At 63.3% G+C, this 16801-nt stretch carries 15 protein-coding genes; 10 read left to right on the plus strand and 5 right to left on the minus strand.

The window, feature by feature from the left end:
* Window positions 1-57: 57 nt before the first annotated feature.
* Entirely contained in the window at window positions 58-1287 is a 1230-nt protein-coding gene (locus IEX32_RS10745) for a glycoside hydrolase 5 family protein (RefSeq protein ID WP_188771294.1), read from the minus strand.
* Between the two features lie 254 nt (window positions 1288-1541).
* Here IEX32_RS10745 and IEX32_RS10750 point away from each other — a divergent pair, with 254 nt between their 5' ends.
* On the plus strand, window positions 1542-3074 hold the full coding sequence (locus tag IEX32_RS10750) for a carboxylesterase/lipase family protein (protein WP_188771297.1): 1533 nt from the start codon (window positions 1542-1544) through the stop codon (window positions 3072-3074).
* A 183-nt stretch (window positions 3075-3257) separates the two neighbouring features.
* On the opposite strand, the gene IEX32_RS10755 is transcribed toward IEX32_RS10750, so the two are convergent.
* Together IEX32_RS10755 and IEX32_RS10760 are read right to left on the minus strand one after the other, a co-directional pair.
* Window positions 3258-4688, minus strand: coding sequence for an aromatic ring-hydroxylating oxygenase subunit alpha (locus IEX32_RS10755; RefSeq protein WP_188771298.1), 1431 nt, complete (start codon window positions 4686-4688; stop codon window positions 3258-3260).
* Window positions 4689-4704: 16 nt separating this feature from the next.
* The gene (locus IEX32_RS10760; RefSeq protein ID WP_188771300.1) at window positions 4705-5997 is read right to left on the minus strand and encodes an amidohydrolase family protein; all 1293 of its coding nucleotides are present in this window, start codon (window positions 5995-5997) and stop codon (window positions 4705-4707) included.
* 245 nt (window positions 5998-6242) lie between these two features.
* Between IEX32_RS10760 and IEX32_RS10765 the strand changes: the two genes are divergently transcribed.
* The 3 genes from IEX32_RS10765 to IEX32_RS10775 all read left to right on the plus strand — a co-directional run bounded on the left by IEX32_RS10765 (window position 6243) and on the right by IEX32_RS10775 (window position 8943).
* Window positions 6243-6578, plus strand: coding sequence for a 2Fe-2S iron-sulfur cluster-binding protein (locus tag IEX32_RS10765; protein ID WP_188771302.1), 336 nt, complete (start codon window positions 6243-6245; stop codon window positions 6576-6578).
* 175 nt (window positions 6579-6753) lie between these two features.
* Window positions 6754-8076, plus strand: coding sequence for a cytochrome P450 (locus tag IEX32_RS10770; protein ID WP_188771304.1), 1323 nt, complete (start codon window positions 6754-6756; stop codon window positions 8074-8076).
* 21 nt (window positions 8077-8097) lie between these two features.
* Window positions 8098-8943, plus strand: coding sequence for an SDR family NAD(P)-dependent oxidoreductase (locus tag IEX32_RS10775; RefSeq protein ID WP_188771306.1), 846 nt, complete (start codon window positions 8098-8100; stop codon window positions 8941-8943).
* A 29-nt stretch (window positions 8944-8972) separates the two neighbouring features.
* On the opposite strand, the gene IEX32_RS10780 is transcribed toward IEX32_RS10775, so the two are convergent.
* The gene (locus tag IEX32_RS10780) at window positions 8973-9767 is read right to left on the minus strand and encodes an alpha/beta fold hydrolase (RefSeq protein WP_188771308.1); all 795 of its coding nucleotides are present in this window, start codon (window positions 9765-9767) and stop codon (window positions 8973-8975) included.
* Window positions 9768-9849: 82 nt separating this feature from the next.
* Entirely contained in the window at window positions 9850-10341 is a 492-nt protein-coding gene (locus IEX32_RS10785; RefSeq protein WP_188771310.1) for a flavin reductase family protein, read from the minus strand.
* 387 nt (window positions 10342-10728) lie between these two features.
* Between IEX32_RS10785 and IEX32_RS10790 the strand changes: the two genes are divergently transcribed.
* From IEX32_RS10790 to mmsB, 6 genes are all read left to right on the plus strand, one after another.
* Window positions 10729-12153 (plus strand): aldehyde dehydrogenase family protein, encoded by a 1425-nt coding sequence (locus IEX32_RS10790; protein ID WP_188771312.1) that lies wholly within the window; start codon window positions 10729-10731, stop codon window positions 12151-12153.
* Window positions 12154-12223: 70 nt separating this feature from the next.
* Window positions 12224-12694: a hypothetical protein gene (locus IEX32_RS10795; protein WP_188771334.1), complete on the plus strand. Its 471-nt coding sequence runs from the start codon at window positions 12224-12226 to the stop codon at window positions 12692-12694.
* Between the two features lie 25 nt (window positions 12695-12719).
* Complete coding sequence (locus tag IEX32_RS10800; RefSeq protein WP_188771336.1) at window positions 12720-13862, plus strand: acyl-CoA dehydrogenase family protein; 1143 nt, start codon at window positions 12720-12722, stop codon at window positions 13860-13862.
* A complete protein-coding gene (locus tag IEX32_RS10805; RefSeq protein WP_188771338.1) occupies window positions 13862-14905 on the plus strand; it encodes an enoyl-CoA hydratase/isomerase family protein in 1044 nt (347 codons plus the stop codon). Before IEX32_RS10800 ends, IEX32_RS10805 begins: the two co-directional genes overlap by 1 nt.
* A complete protein-coding gene (locus IEX32_RS10810) occupies window positions 14902-15684 on the plus strand; it encodes an enoyl-CoA hydratase-related protein (protein WP_188771340.1) in 783 nt (260 codons plus the stop codon). The genes IEX32_RS10805 and IEX32_RS10810 overlap by 4 nt, the downstream gene beginning before the upstream one ends.
* Entirely contained in the window at window positions 15684-16682 is a 999-nt protein-coding gene (gene mmsB / locus IEX32_RS10815) for a 3-hydroxyisobutyrate dehydrogenase (RefSeq protein ID WP_268236736.1), read from the plus strand. Before IEX32_RS10810 ends, mmsB begins: the two co-directional genes overlap by 1 nt.
* Window positions 16683-16801: the final 119 nt, after the last annotated feature.

Here is a 16801-nt window from a genome sequence, read left to right on the forward strand (position 1 = left end):
ACCGGGTGTGGCGTTGGGAGGGGTGTGGCACCCGGTTGAACCTGACCCGGGCATGAGTCAGGCGGAAGTCGTGAAGTGCGTCGCGTGCCTGCGGATTGCATCGATCATTTCGGCGTCGGTATCGAAGTTGCCATACCAGCCCTGCGGTTCGTGGGGGGGATCGCCCATGTAGGAGAGGTCTCCGTCACGGAACCGGTGGTCGGGATGTTCGGCGCGCGCCTCGCCGTTCCAGGCCCAGAAATTGGTGCCCTGGATCGGGCCGTCCGAAGTCAGACTGGCCTCCGCCGCTCTGTAGATGAGTTCGTAGAATCGTTCGCGAAAAGTGGTCGGGGCCGATGGATCGTAGAGTTCGCCGTCGCGCGGAAAGCCGAATTCTTCGATTACCAGCGGCTTGCCGACCTTGTTGGCAAGCTCGACGTGGGTATTGATATAGGCTTCCACCTTGCTCTTGCCGGAATCCCAGGTTCCGGCCAGGTTCTTGCCATCGACCCATTCCCAGTTGAGCGGCCAGATATGCGCGGTCATGTAGTCGATATTCTGGTGGGCGCGCTCTACGATGTCGGTACGTCCGTTGGTGGCGATTGTGCCCTCCATGCCGAGAGAGACGAGATGGTTGGGGTCAAGGCTGCGGATCAGGGCTGCGGAATCGTCGATCCACTTGTAATAGGAAGGCAGGACCTTCTCCATGACATCCGGGCTGACACCGGGGCGAGGCTCGTTGCACAACTGCCAGGCCATCAGCGAGGGATCGTCGACGTAGCGCGTGCCGGTGATCGTGTTGGTACGCGTGACGAGCGTTCGCACGTACGAGAAGAAGCACGCCGTTGCCTGCGGGTTCGCATAGAACGCGCTGCCCGCGTCCGGGAAGGCCGGCCAGGCATGGGCCGGGTCGTTCATGTCGATGTACCGGCCGGTTTCGTACCACAGCCGCGTCATCATGCCGCCGGACCATTCCCAGTTGTTCGTGAAGTAGAGAACGGCGGTCATGTCGCGCTTGGCGAGCTCGGCCATGGTGAAGTCCAGACCGACCAGGAGCTGTTCGTTGACCTTGCCGTCGCGGTTGACAAAGCCGGGCTTAATGCTGGCCTTGAGCGGGCCTTCCTCAGCTCCTGCCAGAATGCGCACGTTGTGCACACCCAGCTTCTGGAGGCGGTCGAGTTCGCGGATCAAGCGGCCCCGGTTGCCAAAAACGGCGTCCGAACCGAGATAGGGCAGGTACCAGGCATTGGCACCGGTGAAGCGATAAGGTCCACCGCCGCGCCGGAAACCGATTCCGCTGCGGCGCACGAACGGGCTTTTGCCTTGCTGCCGAACAGCCCCGCAGCCAGTGGCCGCAATAAATCCGGTTGTGCCAAGCGCCGCCAGTATGGTTCGCCGGTCAAGCCTCACGTTCGATCCTCTTTCACTGCACGACCTGTCGGGCCCGGTGGGAGCGAGCTATAATCATTTCTCACATTAAATAAAGCATGTTTCCTTAAGGCGGCGTGACGGTTAACAGCAACAAGGAATGGAAAGTACCGAGAAATGGGGAGGGAAGTACGATGAAAAGGCGAGGTTCCTGGGGTGCAATCGTTGCAGCCATGGTTGCCGCTGCCGCACTGACTTGCGGCTCGAGTGCCAGCGCGAGCGGGCAGGGCAACTCGAACGCCGCAGTCGTGACGGTCCCCGGCGGCACGATTCGCGGCGCGGAACGCGGCGACTCGCTCGTCTTCGAGGGCATTCCGTTCGCGGCGCCCCCGCTCGGCAAACTGCGTTGGTCCCCGCCCCGGCCGGTGGTGCCCTGGCAAGGAATACGCGACGCGACCCCGCGCCCGCCCGCTTGTCTGCAGAATGATGAGAGCTGGAACCGGGCGGACTGGCTGTATGCCAGCGAGGACTGCCTGACGCTTAACGTGCGGACTCCCTCGCTGACAGGCAAGCGTCCGGTCATGGTCTGGATTCACGGTGGCAGCAACCGTGCCGGTTCCGCCCTCGGGCCGGTGGAATCGCAGATGGTCCGGCACGGGATCGTGGTCGTTTCCGTGCAATATCGGCTGGGCATCCTTGGCTTCCTTTCCCATCGTCAGCTGGCCGAGCAGCAGGGCGGAACAAGCGGCAACTACGGACTGATGGATCAGATCGCGGCGCTGCGCTGGGTGCGCGACAACATTGGCCGGTTCGGCGGCGATCCGGCGCAAGTGACGATCTTCGGCGAGAGCGCCGGATCGCAGGACGTGTCGCTGCTGCTGGCGGCGCCCTCGGCGCAGGGCCTCTTCAGGGCCGCGATCTTGCAGAGCGGCACGCCCGGTTTCGGCATGTCCTTCCGCACGCTTGAAGGCGGGTTCAGGATCGGAGACGAGCTTGACAGGATGGCCGATAGCGGCGGGGATATAGCGAAGCTGCGGGCGTTGTCCCCCGTGGCGCTGTTCGACCTGCAATCGCGGTTGACGGAACCGGAATCGCAAGGGAACGATTTCCTGTTCCTGCGAACGACCATCGATGGCGCGGTGCTGCCCGATAGGCCCGATCGCCTGCTGAAGAACGTCGCGCCCAAGCCGGTCATCATCGGCACCGACACGGTCGAATTTGGTCCGGGGCCGGGTGGCGTGGATCTGGCTGGTTTTTCGCGCTTCTGGTTTGGCGCCAATAGCGACAAGGCGCTTGCCATCTACCGCGCCGAGGAAACGAAGGGCGCCGATCCGCGCCGTGGCAATCTGGAACTGCGCATGCAGTCCGACGCGCAGTTCCACTGCCCCGCCAACCGGTTGGCCGGGCTGCTGACGCGCGAGGGCTGGCCGGTGTGGCGATACGAGTTCGATATTGGCGAAAACGGCGGCCTGACGCGCCATGCCTACGAAGTGTCCTATGTCTTCGATGCCAAGCCTGCGGGCGGCGGCGCGCGGATGCAGGACTATTGGGTTGCGCTGGCCATGGCGGGCGACCCGAACGCTCCGATCGCTAGCGCCGGCAAGCGCCCCGAGTGGAAGCGCCTGACCCGGTCGCATTCGCGGACGCTGCATTTCGCCGAAAAGACCACGGTCATGGCTAAGGGCCTCCCGCGCCAGGACTTCTGCGGCTGGACTGACAATTACTGATCGCCGCCCCCCGTCACGCCGGCCGGAAACACGGGGTTCCCGCTTTCTCTTTGGCGGGCGACCAAGGGACGCACCCCAAGACCCGAAGGCCATCAGCAGCGGAGGACAAGGCGCGCGAAACCCGCGCCGCTGTCCGAAGATGCGCCGGCGGTCAACATCACGTGACTTTGCGGCCAGAGAAAGTCATTTGCGTTGCAATTCTTTCATGTCGGGCAGCTTGGGTTCCATCGCCATGTATCTGTCAATGGCCTGCTCGAAGTGGCGGATGCGGATTTCCTGATAGTCGGCGAGCGTGAGGCCCGGCTTGGCGCTCGCCTCGATGCCTTCCTGCTGGGCGAAGAGGTTGTCCGTGTCCTGATCGAGGATGATTCCAAATCCTGGGTCCATGCCTTCAGCTTCGGCAAACGACTGGTGATCGCCGAGGATCTGCACCTCCGCCGTCTCGACTGCGCTGCCGTCCCTGGGCCGGGGGCGCATGAACATGACTTCGAAGATCGTGCGGCGATGATCCCGAGCATCGGGGCGGAAACGGTAAATCATCGGCAGGGAGATGCCGGGAAACAGGAACAGGTTCGGGAAGAATGTGTAGCTGTAGGTGTCGAGCAGTTCGGTGTCCGAGACGTTCCTCAGGTCGGCATTGGTCGCCGTCTCGAACATCTCGCGGAACATGTCGGCCATGACCTGCCGGGCGCGCTCGCCTTCCTTGAGTTTGGGCTTGGTGCCACCGAGCGAAGAGCTATCGCCAAGTGTGAAATTTTCGATGATGTCCGCTTCGGAATATTTGTCGCGCAGTTTGGGGCTGACCACGCCGAGCGTCGAGATGAAGCGGTTTACGTGGCTTCCGTAAACGTCGTACTGCGAATTGACGTCGCCGTTCGCAGGCGCGACCTGGGGGTGAGTGTCGCCGACGTGGTAGGCTTCCATGAAGGCTTCCATGGTCAGCTTCCAGTTGGCCGGATAGCTCTTCTGGACGTGAAGATAGATATAGCGGTCTTCCAGCTTCCACGCCTTGAGGTGGGAAAGTGCTTCCTCGCCTAGATAGTCTTCCAGGCTCGGTGCATCGGCGTCCATGTTGATCCATACGAAACCGCCCAGCCTCGCGACGCGGGCCTCGGGCAGGCACATGTTGCGGCCTTCTGTATGCGCGAAGTCCCACTTTTCCGGGATTTCCTTCAGAGAGCCGTCCAATTTCCAGGTCCAGCCGTGGAATGGGCACTTGAGGTTCATCGCGAAGCCGGCGGTGCCGGAGGGCTTGAGTTTTGTGCCTCGATGCAGACACGCGTTGAAGTAGGCGCGAATCTCGTCGTCGTCGCAGCGGGTAACGATGAAGGAATATTGCCCGATGTCGTAGACGTAATAGTCGCCCACTTCGGGAATGTGCTCCTCGCGGCAGGCCATCTGCCAGGTGCGGGACCACATTCGGTTAAATTCGCCGCGCGCGAATTCGGGGTCGACATAGCGGCTTTTGGAGATGTCCTCGCTGCCGAGATATTCGTAGTTTTCGCTGGCGGCCCATGACGGCGCCTTCACCCTGTCCAGGGCGATGATGTCCTGCGTGCTTTCGGCCGGGCACCGGGCCTCGCCGGGTTTCAACGTGCCGGTTTCGACCTTCATCTGCGTGGGCTCCTGCCTATTGCGCCGCTTCACGGGCGGGGGTGTTCTGTCGCGCCGTCAGCGGCGCCGAAATCTTCTGGATGATCCCGTCCTTCATCACGAGCGCGACCTTGTCGGGCCCGGAAAGAACGGAGATGTCGGCGATGGGATCGCCTTCGACGAGTATCAGGTCAGCGAGTTTGCCGGCCTCCAGCGTGCCCAGTTCGCCGTCGTAACCCATGGCGAGACCGCCATTGCGGGTGGCGCAGACGAGCGCTTCGGCGGGCGTGTAGCCATAGTATTCGACGAAGAACTTGAGGTCGCGGCCCTGCGTCCCCTGCGGGCTCCAGGCCAGGCCGTAGTCGCCGCCGATCAGGTGACGCACCCCTCGCTTTCTCAGTTCCGTGTGCGTCCGGATCGAATTTTCGAGAAGGTCCGGAATATTCATGTAGCCGCCGACTTCGGGCGAGATGCCGTGAACCGTGGCTTCGCCCGCCATGATCTGCGCGAACAGGCCGACCGTCGGCACCACGAAAATGCGGTCCCTGGCTTCCGTCAGCATGTCGAGGAGTTCCTCGTCGGCGTATTCGCAGTGGAGCAGTGCGTCGACCCCGGCTCGCACGCAGGATTTGCTGCCATGGATCGAGCGCGAATGCGCGTTGACCTTGCGTCGGTAGGCATGGGCGGTCTCGACGGCGACCTTGACCTCCTCAAAGGTCATGGGCGTCGTGTGGCCGGGCGTGTTGGGGTAGAAGGGATCGCCCGACACATCGAGCTTCACGTTGTCCACGCCCTCGCGACAGTGCAGTCGGACCGCCTTGCGCATTTCCTCTACGCCGTCGACGATGGTCGACGGACTGCTGCGCGGATTGTGCTCCCGGCTTTCGTCGCCCATGGCGCCGGTCACCGAAATTTCGACACCGCCGGCGCGGATGCGCGGGCCGGGCAGGCGTCCGGCATTCACCTCCTCGCGAACCGCCACGGCGAGGCGCAGTTTGGCCTCCGATGCCCCATAGGCGCTGGTAAAGCCCGCTTCGAGAAGAGCCTTGGCCCCGCGAGCGGTGGTAAAGGCCTGCGTCTCGGGAGACGGTGCCATCAGATCTTCGGCGCCGAGTACATTCTCGAACGAGAGGTGCGCATGGCCTTCCGTCATGCCGGGCATGCAGAACATGCCGGTGGCGTCGATCACCTCGTCCGTTGCAGGCGCTTCGCCGCGGGCGGCCGCTTCCACCGAGACGATCCGGTTGTCTTCGACTACGACGTCGCCGGTGAACGGGGCCGCGCCCGTCGCCGTGAATATCGTGGCGTTCTGGATCCGGGTCCGGCCCACGGGTCATCTCCTTATCGTTTCCGGCGAGCGGGCCGGCCCATCATGTCTGGCACCTTAGGTCTCGCCGGCCTGTAGAAAAATGACTGGCTGCGTAGCCCCGGTTTCCCCTGGCGGCTGGCGCGACTGCGGTCTTGCTCCGCCAGTCAAATGCAGGAGCCCCATTGGCTCTTTGCAGATCGCCTTGCCCTCGGGCATGGGAGTCTCCAGATCAATCAAGCGAACGCATCAAGAGGACGGCCACGCGAATGGGCAATCTGAAAGTCATCATGACCGACATCGAGGGCCAGACCCTGACGTTTGAGGACGTGGAGGAAGGTGTCAGCCTGATGGAGCTGGGCAAGCAGCATGGCGTGGCCGGAATCATGGGCGATTGCGGCGGCGGCTGCGCCTGCGCCACCTGCCATGTCTATGTCGCGGAGGAATGGTTCGAGAAAGTTGGCGAACCCGATGACATCGAATTTGCGATGCTCGACATGGTCGCGGACGTGATGAAGGATAACAGCCGCCTGGGCTGCCAGATAAAGATGACTCCGGAGCTGGACGGCATCGAAGTTTCCGTCGCGCCGGCCTCTTCTGTCTAAACCGGCTGCGCGTGTCGCCGGCGCGTTTTGCTCCCGTGGGCAAGCGCGGCTTCGAAGGCGGGCATGGCGAGGGCGGGCCGGCAAGTCCATATGAAGACCTGTGAAGTGAGTAGCCCCGCGCCCGATCCCTTCATGGCAGGATGTGAGCGCAGGGCCGGATGACAGGACAGGCAAAATGGCAACGCAGATTCCCGAGGACCGCGTCAGCGAGCGGCTCGAACTGACGCCGGACGAGCGCACGCTGCTCGCGGAAGGCACGCTCTCCGACACGCAGATCCAGGCGCGCCCGCTCGCCTTTTATCGTGCGATGCGCCATGGCGATCCGATCCACTACGACGAGAAGCTCGGTTCCTGGCTGGTTACCCGGCACGAGGATATTTCCAAGATCCAATCCGATCCCGTGACATTCTCGGTCAAACACGGGTATTCGGAACAGCAGGCGCGCGGCATGCGCGAGGAGTTTGAGGCCTACCTGCGCGAACATGGCGGGGGGTATTTTCCAGACGCAATCATGTCCGACCCGCCGTATCATACGCGCATCCGCAAGCTGATGGAGCAGGCATTCACCGCTCATCGCGTAAAGGAACTGGAGCCGCGAATCTCCGAAGTCGTGCGCGATGTGATCGCCGATGTCGTTGCCAAAGGCGAGGGTCGGTGCGACGCGGTCAAGGATATCGCCGTTCCGCTCACCATCCGCGTAATCGTCGAGCAGCTCGGCCTCGATCACGGCATGGAGGACAGGATCTCGCGTTGGTCGGTGGCGGTCACCGCGCAGATCGGCGCGATGCAGAGCCGGGAGACTATGCTGGAGAACGCCGCGCAAATCGCTGAATTGCAAAACTACCTTATCGCCAAGATGAAGGAGCGTGAGGCGAACCCGCGCGAGGACATGATTTCCGATCTCGTCCATGCCGAAGTCACCAATGAGGACGGAAGCAAGGAGAGGCTGACGTTTGAAGAAGCCGTTTCGCTTGTGCGCGCGACGCTGATAGCCGGCAATGACACCACCGCAACGGCGATAGGCAATCTATTTTACGTGCTGACCAGGCCGGGCATGGCCGAACTGCTGGAGAGCGTGGCGGACGACGAGCGCCAACTCAATCGTTTCATAGAGGAGCATCTGCGTAGCGAACCGCCGGTGCGCGCGCTCTCGCGCATGACTACACGCGAGGTCACGGTGAATGGCACGACCATTCCCGCCCATTCCCACATGCTGCTGGTCTATGGCTCGGGCAACGACGACGAGACCGTGTTCCCCGAGCCGCGCAAGTTCGACATCACGCGCCCGAACCTCGGCCGCCATGTGGCTTTCGGCGGAGGTCCGCACCGCTGCATCGGCCTGGCCCTGGCGCGCATGGAAGTGAAAGTCGCCGCGCGCGAGATTGCCAGGCAGATGAAGAATATCAGGCTGGCCATTCCCGAGGACGCGATTCGCTATACCCCGACTGTCGCGACGCGGACTATCGAGTCGCTGCCCATCACTTTCGAAGCGCGCTGAACCAGAGCGGGGGAGAAGCACGTGGCAAATGCACTGGCCGGCAAGGTCGCCATCATCACCGGGGGCGCCGGCGGCATCGGCAAGGCCACGGTGGAACTTTTCGTTGCCGAGGGCGCCGCCGTAGTCATCGCCGACATTCAGGATGAAGCAGGCGAGGCTCTTGCGGCGAAGCTGGGGGCGGCGGCGGTGTTCCGGCATGTCGACGTCAGCAGCGAGGCCGATGCGCAGGCGATGGTCGATCTCGCCGTCGAACGCTTCGGCGGGCTCGACATCCTGTTCAATAACGCGGGCATGTCGTGCGGCGCCTACCCGAGCTACCTTGACGACAGGCTCGATGATTTTGACCGTGTCATGCGTGTCAATGTGCTCGGGCCGATGTTGGCCACCCGCAATGCCGCCCGCGTAATGGCGAACAGCGGAAAGGGCGGGGTGATCCTCAACAACGCTTCGATCGCAGGGGTGCTCGCGGGGCACGGTATGATGACCTACCGTGCATCTAAAGCGGCGCTGATCCAGTTCAGCAAGTCCTCGGCGATAGACCTTGCCCGGCATGGCATCCGGGTGAACTGCATCGTTCCCGGTCACGTCCGCACCGACTTGTCGTCGTTTGCGGAGAAGGGCGCGGACGGCGATCTTGCGGCGCGGATCGAGGAGGGCGTGAATGCCGTCTATCTTTCGAACCAGCTCATCAAGCGGCGCGGCGAGCCCGAGGATGTGGCCCAGGTCGCGCTGTTTCTGGCTGGCGACATGTCCCGACACATGACCGGCGCGGTGCTTCCGGTGGAGGGTGGAGTGACCGTGGGCGATCCGGTCAATCATCTTCAGGAGATTATGGATGCCCGCGTCGCGGCGATGAAGGGGGCGTGAATCGCCCGGCGGCGCTCACGGTGCTGAACTCAGTTTTCGCTCTGCAGAAACCGTGCGATCTCCCCGGCGATCGTGCCGGGAGTTTCCAGGTTGAGCAGGTGCCCCGCGCCGGCATGGTCGATACGGGTCACGTCCTGTCCGGCGGCCGCGATCAGGTCGGCGATCAGGCGAAAGTCCTCGGTGTCGCGCGTGCCCGTCAGCAGCAGGGTTGGGACTGAAAGCTCGGCAAGCCGGTCGACTTCCGGCAGTTCGGGGCGCTGGTCATCCTGCACCCATTGCCGTCCGTGAAACGCTTCGATCGACGCGCGCAGCAGCGGCGCGGCGGGGCCTGCGCGGGTGGTGCCGAACAGCGGATGCCGCCACCACAGCTCTCTTGCGGTCCCGATGTCTCCAGCGCGCGCGGCGCGGCCGATCTGTTTCCAGCGTTCGACCCAGTCATCGGTCCAGGTCCATCCGACCATCAGCGGACTGATCAACACCAGCCGCCGCACCCGCTCCGGGTGGTTCAGCGCGAAATTGAGCGCCGTCGCCCCGCCCAGCGACATGCCGCACAGGTCCGCCCGCCCGACCTCGATCGCGTCGAGCAGGGCCAGCAGGTCGTCCGCGTGGGAAAAGGCAACTCCAGCCTCGCCGCTCGATTCTCCGAAACCGCGCTGGTCGTAGGCGACCAATGGCAGTTCCGCGGGCAGGGCGGTGACGAGCGGTTCCCAGTCGTGCCGCGACCCACCGAAGCCATGGACGAGAACGAGCGGCGTGCCGCTGCCTTCGCGGCGATCACCGGCAAGCGAGCCATGAGGCATGTCGATACGAAACGGGACGGCCATCATTGGCCCAGCCTAGCGCCGCGCTTGCATGCTGCAAGGCGCCGAATGCGGGGCCAGATCGCCTCGACATCCACGCCGCTCGTCACATTCGCTCGGCGAAACCGCCATAGCGTCCCCGGTGGAACAGCATGGGATCGTCTTCGCGAAATGTTTCCATGCGCAGAACCTCGCCCATCACGAACCAGTGATCGCCCGCTTCGGTGACGGAATACAGGCGGCATTCGATGGATGCGATGGAATTGGCGATCACCGGCAGGTCGTGATCGGACATCGTGAATTCGACGCCGACGAACTTGTCCCGCCCCTTCGCGGTTGCCGAACGGCACACGTCCTGCTGATCGCTGCCCAGCACGTTGACGCAGAAATTCCCCGCCTTTTCGATCAGCGGCCATGACGCGGACTTCTTGTCCGGAAAGAAGCCTACCAGCGGCGGGTCGAGAGAAACCGACGTGAACGACCCGATGACCATGCCCGTCGGCGTTTCACCCGCAAGCGCGGTGACCACGCAGACACCGGTCGGATAGCTGCCGAGCACCTTGCGGAATTCGGCTGGATCGATCGTTGTCTCGCTCACGCTGGTCTTCCTTTCCGAGGTGCTGAAGCCTGTCTCTGCCGATACGGCAGGGCATTCGCAATGCCCAGTTCCTGTCGCCATCATGGAGCGCGCCGCTCACCAGGAATGTCGCGTCGGCGTCCTGCCCGCTCAAGGCATCCGCGACAAGGGAAGATTGCCCGAACTTGTCGATGCTACCCCGGATTTCCGGGCGTGCCGCTGCGTGGAATGTTGCATTTTTATGATTTAATCGCGCAATTAAAACGCTTGCCATCGCTTCGTCAAAAGTGCAGGGGACAGGCTTGTGGCTGATCGCTGTTGGCGGTCTGGCCCGGTCGTCGACGTCGAGCTTTTCGTCTGGACCGATCGGCCGGAAACTGGTGTGCAAGACACAAGGGAAGATTCGAAATGGCTACTGCTGAAATGGTCGCAGAGACGCCCGTCGCTGCCGAAGTCGCTGAACTCGTCGCCCGTTCGCGCGCGGCGCAGGCGCAGATCGAGAACTATACGCAGGAGCAGGTCGATCGCCTGATTCGCGGCATGGTCTATGCCGTGTGCAAGCCCGGCATGGATGAGGAAATCGCGCGGGAGACGGTCGAGGAAACGCAGCTCGGCAACTACGAGGGCAAGTTCAAGAAGATTTCCATCAAGACGCGCGCGGCGCTGATGGACATCATCGATGACAAGTCCGTCGGCGTGATCGAGGAAATCCCCGAGCGCAACATCGTCAAGATCGCGAAGCCGGTCGGCGTGATCGGCGCGCTTTCGCCTTCGACCAATCCGGAGGCGACCCCGGTCATCAAGGCGATCTGCGCGGTCAAGGGTCGCAACTCGGTCATCATCTGCCCGCATCCGCGCGCCAAGTTCGTCAACGCCAAGATCTGCAACCTGATGCGCGATGCGCTAGTCAAGATGGGCGCGCCGGCCGATCTCGTGATACCGATCGAGCAGCCCTCGGTCGAAAAGACCAACGAGGTGATGAAGCAGTGCGACCGCATTCTCGCCACCGGCGGCTCGGCGATGGTGAATGCGGCCTACAGTTCGGGCACTCCGGCGCTCGGCGTGGGGGTCGGCAATGCCGTCATCACCGTCGATGAAACCGCCGACCTCGACGACGCGGCGGAGAAGATCCTGATCTCGAAGACGCTCGACTACGCGGCTTCGTGCTCTTCGGACAACGCGGTAGTCCTGCTCGAGCCGATCTATGACACGATGCTCGCCAAGCTGCAGGAGAAGGGCGGTCTCGTGCTCAACGAGGAACAGAGGACCAAACTGCAGAATGCGATCTGGGAAGACGGCGAGCATATCAACGCCAAGGTCGTCGCCCAGTCGCCGCAGTTCATCGCGGACTATGCGGGCTTCGAGATCCCGGAGGGCACGCAGTTCTTCATCGTGCCGGAGACCGGCATTGGCAAGCAGCACCCCTTCTCGGGCGAGAAGATGACGGTGACCATGGCGCTCTATCGCGCGAGGGACCTCGACGAGGCGATCGAGCTGACCAACTCCATCCAGGCCTACCAAGGACAAGGTCACTCCTGCGGCATCTACTCGTCTTCGGACGAGAACATCACGAAGCTGGCGATGCATACCAAGACCAGCCGCGTCATGGTCAACCAGCCGCAGTCCGCCTCCAACTCGGGTAACCTTTGGAACGGCATGCGTCAGACCTTCTCGCTGGGATGTGGTTCGTGGGGCGGCAATGCCACCAACAACAACGTCTCGTGGCGCGACCTGATCAATGAAACCTGGGTCTCGAAACCACTGCCGACCCCCAAGGCGCTTCCGAGCGACGAGGACCTTTTCGGCAAGGACGTGATCGGGCTTGTGGGCTGAGCTTTTACGGCAACCGGAAGGGGTCGGGGGCGTTTCCCGGTCCATTCCGGAATCGTGAAGGAGCAGACTGATGAATAAGACTTCCCTGATTGCCGCGGCCGCGCTCGCGATGGCTCTTGCCGCCTGTTCGAAGGAACCGGCGGGCGAAGAGGCATCGCAAACCGAAGCGGCCGGGCCGGCGGCAACCGGCGACGCCTCGGTGGCGCCGGCGCATCCGGTGGAGCAAAACGCGATTCCCGACGTGCTGCGCGGGCGCTGGGGCATGGTGCCGGCGGACTGCACGAGCACCCGGGGTGATGCCAAGGGGTTGCTTACGATCGGCTCCGACAAGCTGGAATTCTACGAATCGGTCGCATCGCTGGGGCCGATCAGGGAAGCTGGCCCCGACAGCATCAGCGCGTCGTTCGCGTTCTCTGGCGAGGGCGAATCCTGGATCGAGGAAGTCACGCTTTCGACGCCCGATGGCGGCAAGACGCTGGTGCGGGAAGACACTGGTCTGGACGCGCAGCCGGGACCATTCACCTATACGAAGTGCCCGTAGGGGCAGAGACACTACAGGGGCAGACATGACCGAACAGTTCGGCCTGACGGAAGATCAGATTGCGATCCAGGAGACCGCGCGCAAGTTCACCGCGGACATGATCACGCCCTTTGCGGCGGAGTGGGACGAGCAGCACCATTATCCCGTCGACGTGTGGAAGGCTGCCGGAGAGCTGGGTTTCGGCGCTATCTATGTCTCCGAGGAGAGCGGCGGCATCGGGCTTGGCCGTCTCGACGCCGCGCTGATCATGGAGGCGATGTCCTACGGCTGTCCGGCGACCTCCGCCTATATTTCGATCCACAACATGGTTTCGTGGATGATCGACACCTTCGCGGACCAGCAGCTCAAGGATCGCTATCTCCCGTCGCTCGTGACGATGGAGAAGATCGGTTCCTACTGCCTGACCGAGCCCGGTTCGGGTTCCGACGCGGCGGCGCTCAAGACTTCCGCCCGGCTGGACGGCGATCATTACGTGCTCAATGGCACCAAGCAGTTCATCTCGGGCGGCGGCTACAATGACGTCTATGTCGTCATGGCCCGCACCGGCGAGCACAAGTCGCGCGGCATTTCCTGCTTCGTGATCGACAAGGACACGCCCGGCGTCAGCTTCGGCGCGCCCGAGAAGAAGCTCGGCTGGAACGCCTCGCCCACCGCGCAGGTGATCTTCGAGGATGCCCGCATTCCCGCCGAAAATCGCGTCGGCGCGGAAGGCGACGGGTTCAAGTTCGCGATGGCGGGCCTCGACGGCGGCCGTCTCAATATCGGCGCCTGCTCGCTGGGCGGCGCGCAGCGCTGCCTCGACGAGGCGATCCAGTACGTCAAGGACCGCAAGCAGTTCGACCAGCCCATCGCCGAGTTCCAGAACACCCAGTTCACGCTTGCCCAGATGGCCGCCGAGCTGGAGGCGGCCCGCGCACTGCTCTATCTCGCCGCTGCCAAGGTGACGGCCGGCGCGCCGGACAAGACCCGCTTTGCGGCCATGGCCAAGATGCTGGCCAGCGATACCGGCTCCTCGGTGGTCGATCGGGCGCTGCAGCTGTTCGGCGGCTACGGCTATCTCAGGGACTATCCGATCGAGCGCTTCTGGCGCGACCTTCGGGTTCACCGTATCCTCGAAGGGACGAACGAAGTCATGCGCATGATCATCGGGCGGGACCTGCTCAAGTGATGACCGACGAACTGCTCATCCGGCGCGACGGCGTTGCCGGACACATTTCGCTCAATCGTCCCAAGGCGATCCATGCCCTTACGTTCGACATGTGCCGGGGCATGAGCGCCGCACTCGCCGACTGGGAGCAGGACGACAACGTCGCATCGGTCATGCTCGACCACAGCGAGGGCAGGGGTTTCTGCTCGGGCGGCGACATCAACCTGCTGCGCCAGTCAGCCCTCAGTGACGGTGGCGTTTCAGGTCGCCGGTTCTTCTTCGAGGAATACCGGCTCAACCATCAGATGTTCACATATTCCAAGCCGCTCGTCGCCTTCATGGACGGGATCACCATGGGGGGCGGTGTCGGCATCGCCATGCCCGCCAGCTATCGCGTCGCGACCGAAAACACCCGTTTCGCCATGCCGGAGACGGGCATTGGCCTGTTTCCCGACGTCGGCGGCGGCTGGTACCTGTCGCGCCTCGATGGCGGCGTCGGCGAGTACCTTGCACTGACCGGCGCGCGCCTCAAGGGGGAGGACTGCCTCTGGGCCGGGCTTGCCACCCATTACCTGCCCAGCGAGACCCTGCCGGAGGCGAAGCGGCGCATTGCCGCGGGTCACGAGATCGCGGGCGTGCTGAGCGCGCTCGCCGTGACGCCGCCCGAACCGCAGATCGCCGAGCACGAAGCCGCGATCCGCAGGCATTTCTCCTTCGATACGCTCGAGGAGATTCTGGCTTCTCTGGAAACCGACGACAGCGAATGGGCGGCAAGGGAACTGGCCACGCTCAGGACCAAGAGCCCGCAGGCCTGCAAGGTCTCGCTGCGCCAGCTTGCCGGGTCGCGGAAGCTGGCGACTTTCGCGGAGAACATGACGATGGAATACCGCATCGGCTCGCGCGTGCTGACGCTGCCTGACTTTGCGGAGGGCGTGCGCGCGGTGATCGTCGACAAGGACAACGCCCCGAAATGGCAGCCCGCAACGCCCGAAGGCGTGACCGATCAAATGCTGGACGCGATCTTCGCGCCGCTCCCCACGCAAGAGGAATGGAAACCCCTATGAGCTATGAGATGATCCTTGTCGAACAGAAGGCTGCGGTCACCCTGATCACGCTCAACCGCCCGCAGGCGCTCAATGCGCTCAACTCGCAGGTTCTGGACGAGCTGATCGGTGCCTTCGCACGGTTCGAGGCGGACAAGTCGCAGCTCTGCGCAGTCGTGACCGGCTCGGGCGACAAGGCTTTCGCCGCCGGGGCGGACATCAAGGAGATGTCGGACAAGCCGGGCGCAGCCTTCTATTCGGAAGACTTCTTCTCCGGCTGGACCGACAAGCTGGTCAAGGCCGTGCGCAAGCCCTGGATCGCGGCGGTCAACGGCTTTGCACTGGGCGGCGGCTGTGAGGTCGCGATGATGGCGGACTTCATCATCGCTTCCGAAACCGCGAAGTTCGGCCAGCCCGAGATCAAACTGGGCGTGGCGCCGGGCATGGGCGGCTCGCAGCGACTGACCCGCGCTGTCGGCAAGTCGAAGGCCATGGACATGTGCCTCACCGGCCGCATGATGGACGCGGCCGAGGCCGAGCGTTCAGGTCTGGTGAGCCGCGTCGTGCCCGCCGACAAACTGCTTGAAGAGGCATTGAAAACGGCTGAGACCATCGCCGCGATGCCGCCGCTCGCCGCGATGATGAACAAGGAACTGGTCGACATGGCTTTCGAGACCACGCTCGACACCGGCCTTATCATGGAGCGCCGCATGTTCCAGGTGCTCACCGCCACCGAGGACAAGGTGGAGGGGATGAAGGCGTTTGTCGAGAAGCGTCCGGGCGTCTGGAAGGGGCGGTAATACAGGCGTCATCCCGGACTTGCTCCGGGACCGGTGGCTGTCGATCGGCACAGCTTCTCTGCGAGGCTGCGCGTAAACACTTCCACCGGTCCCGGAGCAAGTCCGGGATGACGAGGAGGAGAGATATCATGAAGATCGCATTCATCGGCCTTGGCAACATGGGCGGCGGCATGGCCGCGAATCTGGTCAAGGCCGGTCACGAGGTTCATGCCTTCGATCTGTCCGAGGATGCGCTGGCCAAGGCGCAGGAGCACGGCTGCGCCATTCATTCGGCGGTTCCCGAGGCGGTGGCGAATGTTGATGCGGTCGTCACCATGCTGCCCAACGGGGCCATCGTGAAGAGCGTTTACACCGGGGAGGTCATCGGCAAGGCCCCCAAGGGTGCACTGTTCCTCGACTGTTCGACCATCGATGTCGCCACCGCGCGGGAAGTGGCCGGCCTTGCCGAGGCGGCTGGATACCGGATGGTCGATGCCCCGGTCTCGGGAGGAATTGCCGCGGCCAACGCCGGCACGCTGACGTTCATGGTCGGCGGCGCCGATGAGGCGTTCGGGAAGGCAAAGGCCATTCTCGAACCCATGGCCAAGGCGGTGATCCATGCTGGTGCTATCGGCAGCGGGCAGGTCGCCAAGATGTGCAACAACATGCTGCTGGCGATCCACATGATCGGCACCTGCGAAGCACTGGCACTGGCTGAAAAGGCCGGTCTCGATCCGCAGACGTTCTACGAAATCTCCTCGAAGTCCACCGGCTACAACTGGTCGCTGAACGACTATACGCCGGCGCCTGGGATCGGCGCGCCCAGCCCGGCGGACAACGGATACCAGGGCGGTTTCGCCTCCGCGCTGATGCTCAAGGACCTGCGCCTCGCCATGGAGGGCGCGGCAGGTGCCGGGGCTACCGTCCCGATGGGAGAACATGCGACGAGGATTTACGATGCTTTCGTCGAGGCCGGCGGCGGCGGCAAGGACTTCGGGGCGATCTTCACGACGCTTTAAAGTCCCCTTGGAGGCAGGGGAATCGGGTGAATGAGTTCTCACGAGATGAGGCTGACGAGGAAGTCCTCGTCCCAGCTGGCGGCCAAGCGCTTTGATGTCATGGATAGCTTGGTCGGATG

The sequence above is a fragment of the Novosphingobium endophyticum genome (assembly GCF_014640675.1).
Classification (GTDB): Bacteria; Pseudomonadota; Alphaproteobacteria; order Sphingomonadales; family Sphingomonadaceae; genus Novosphingobium; species Novosphingobium endophyticum.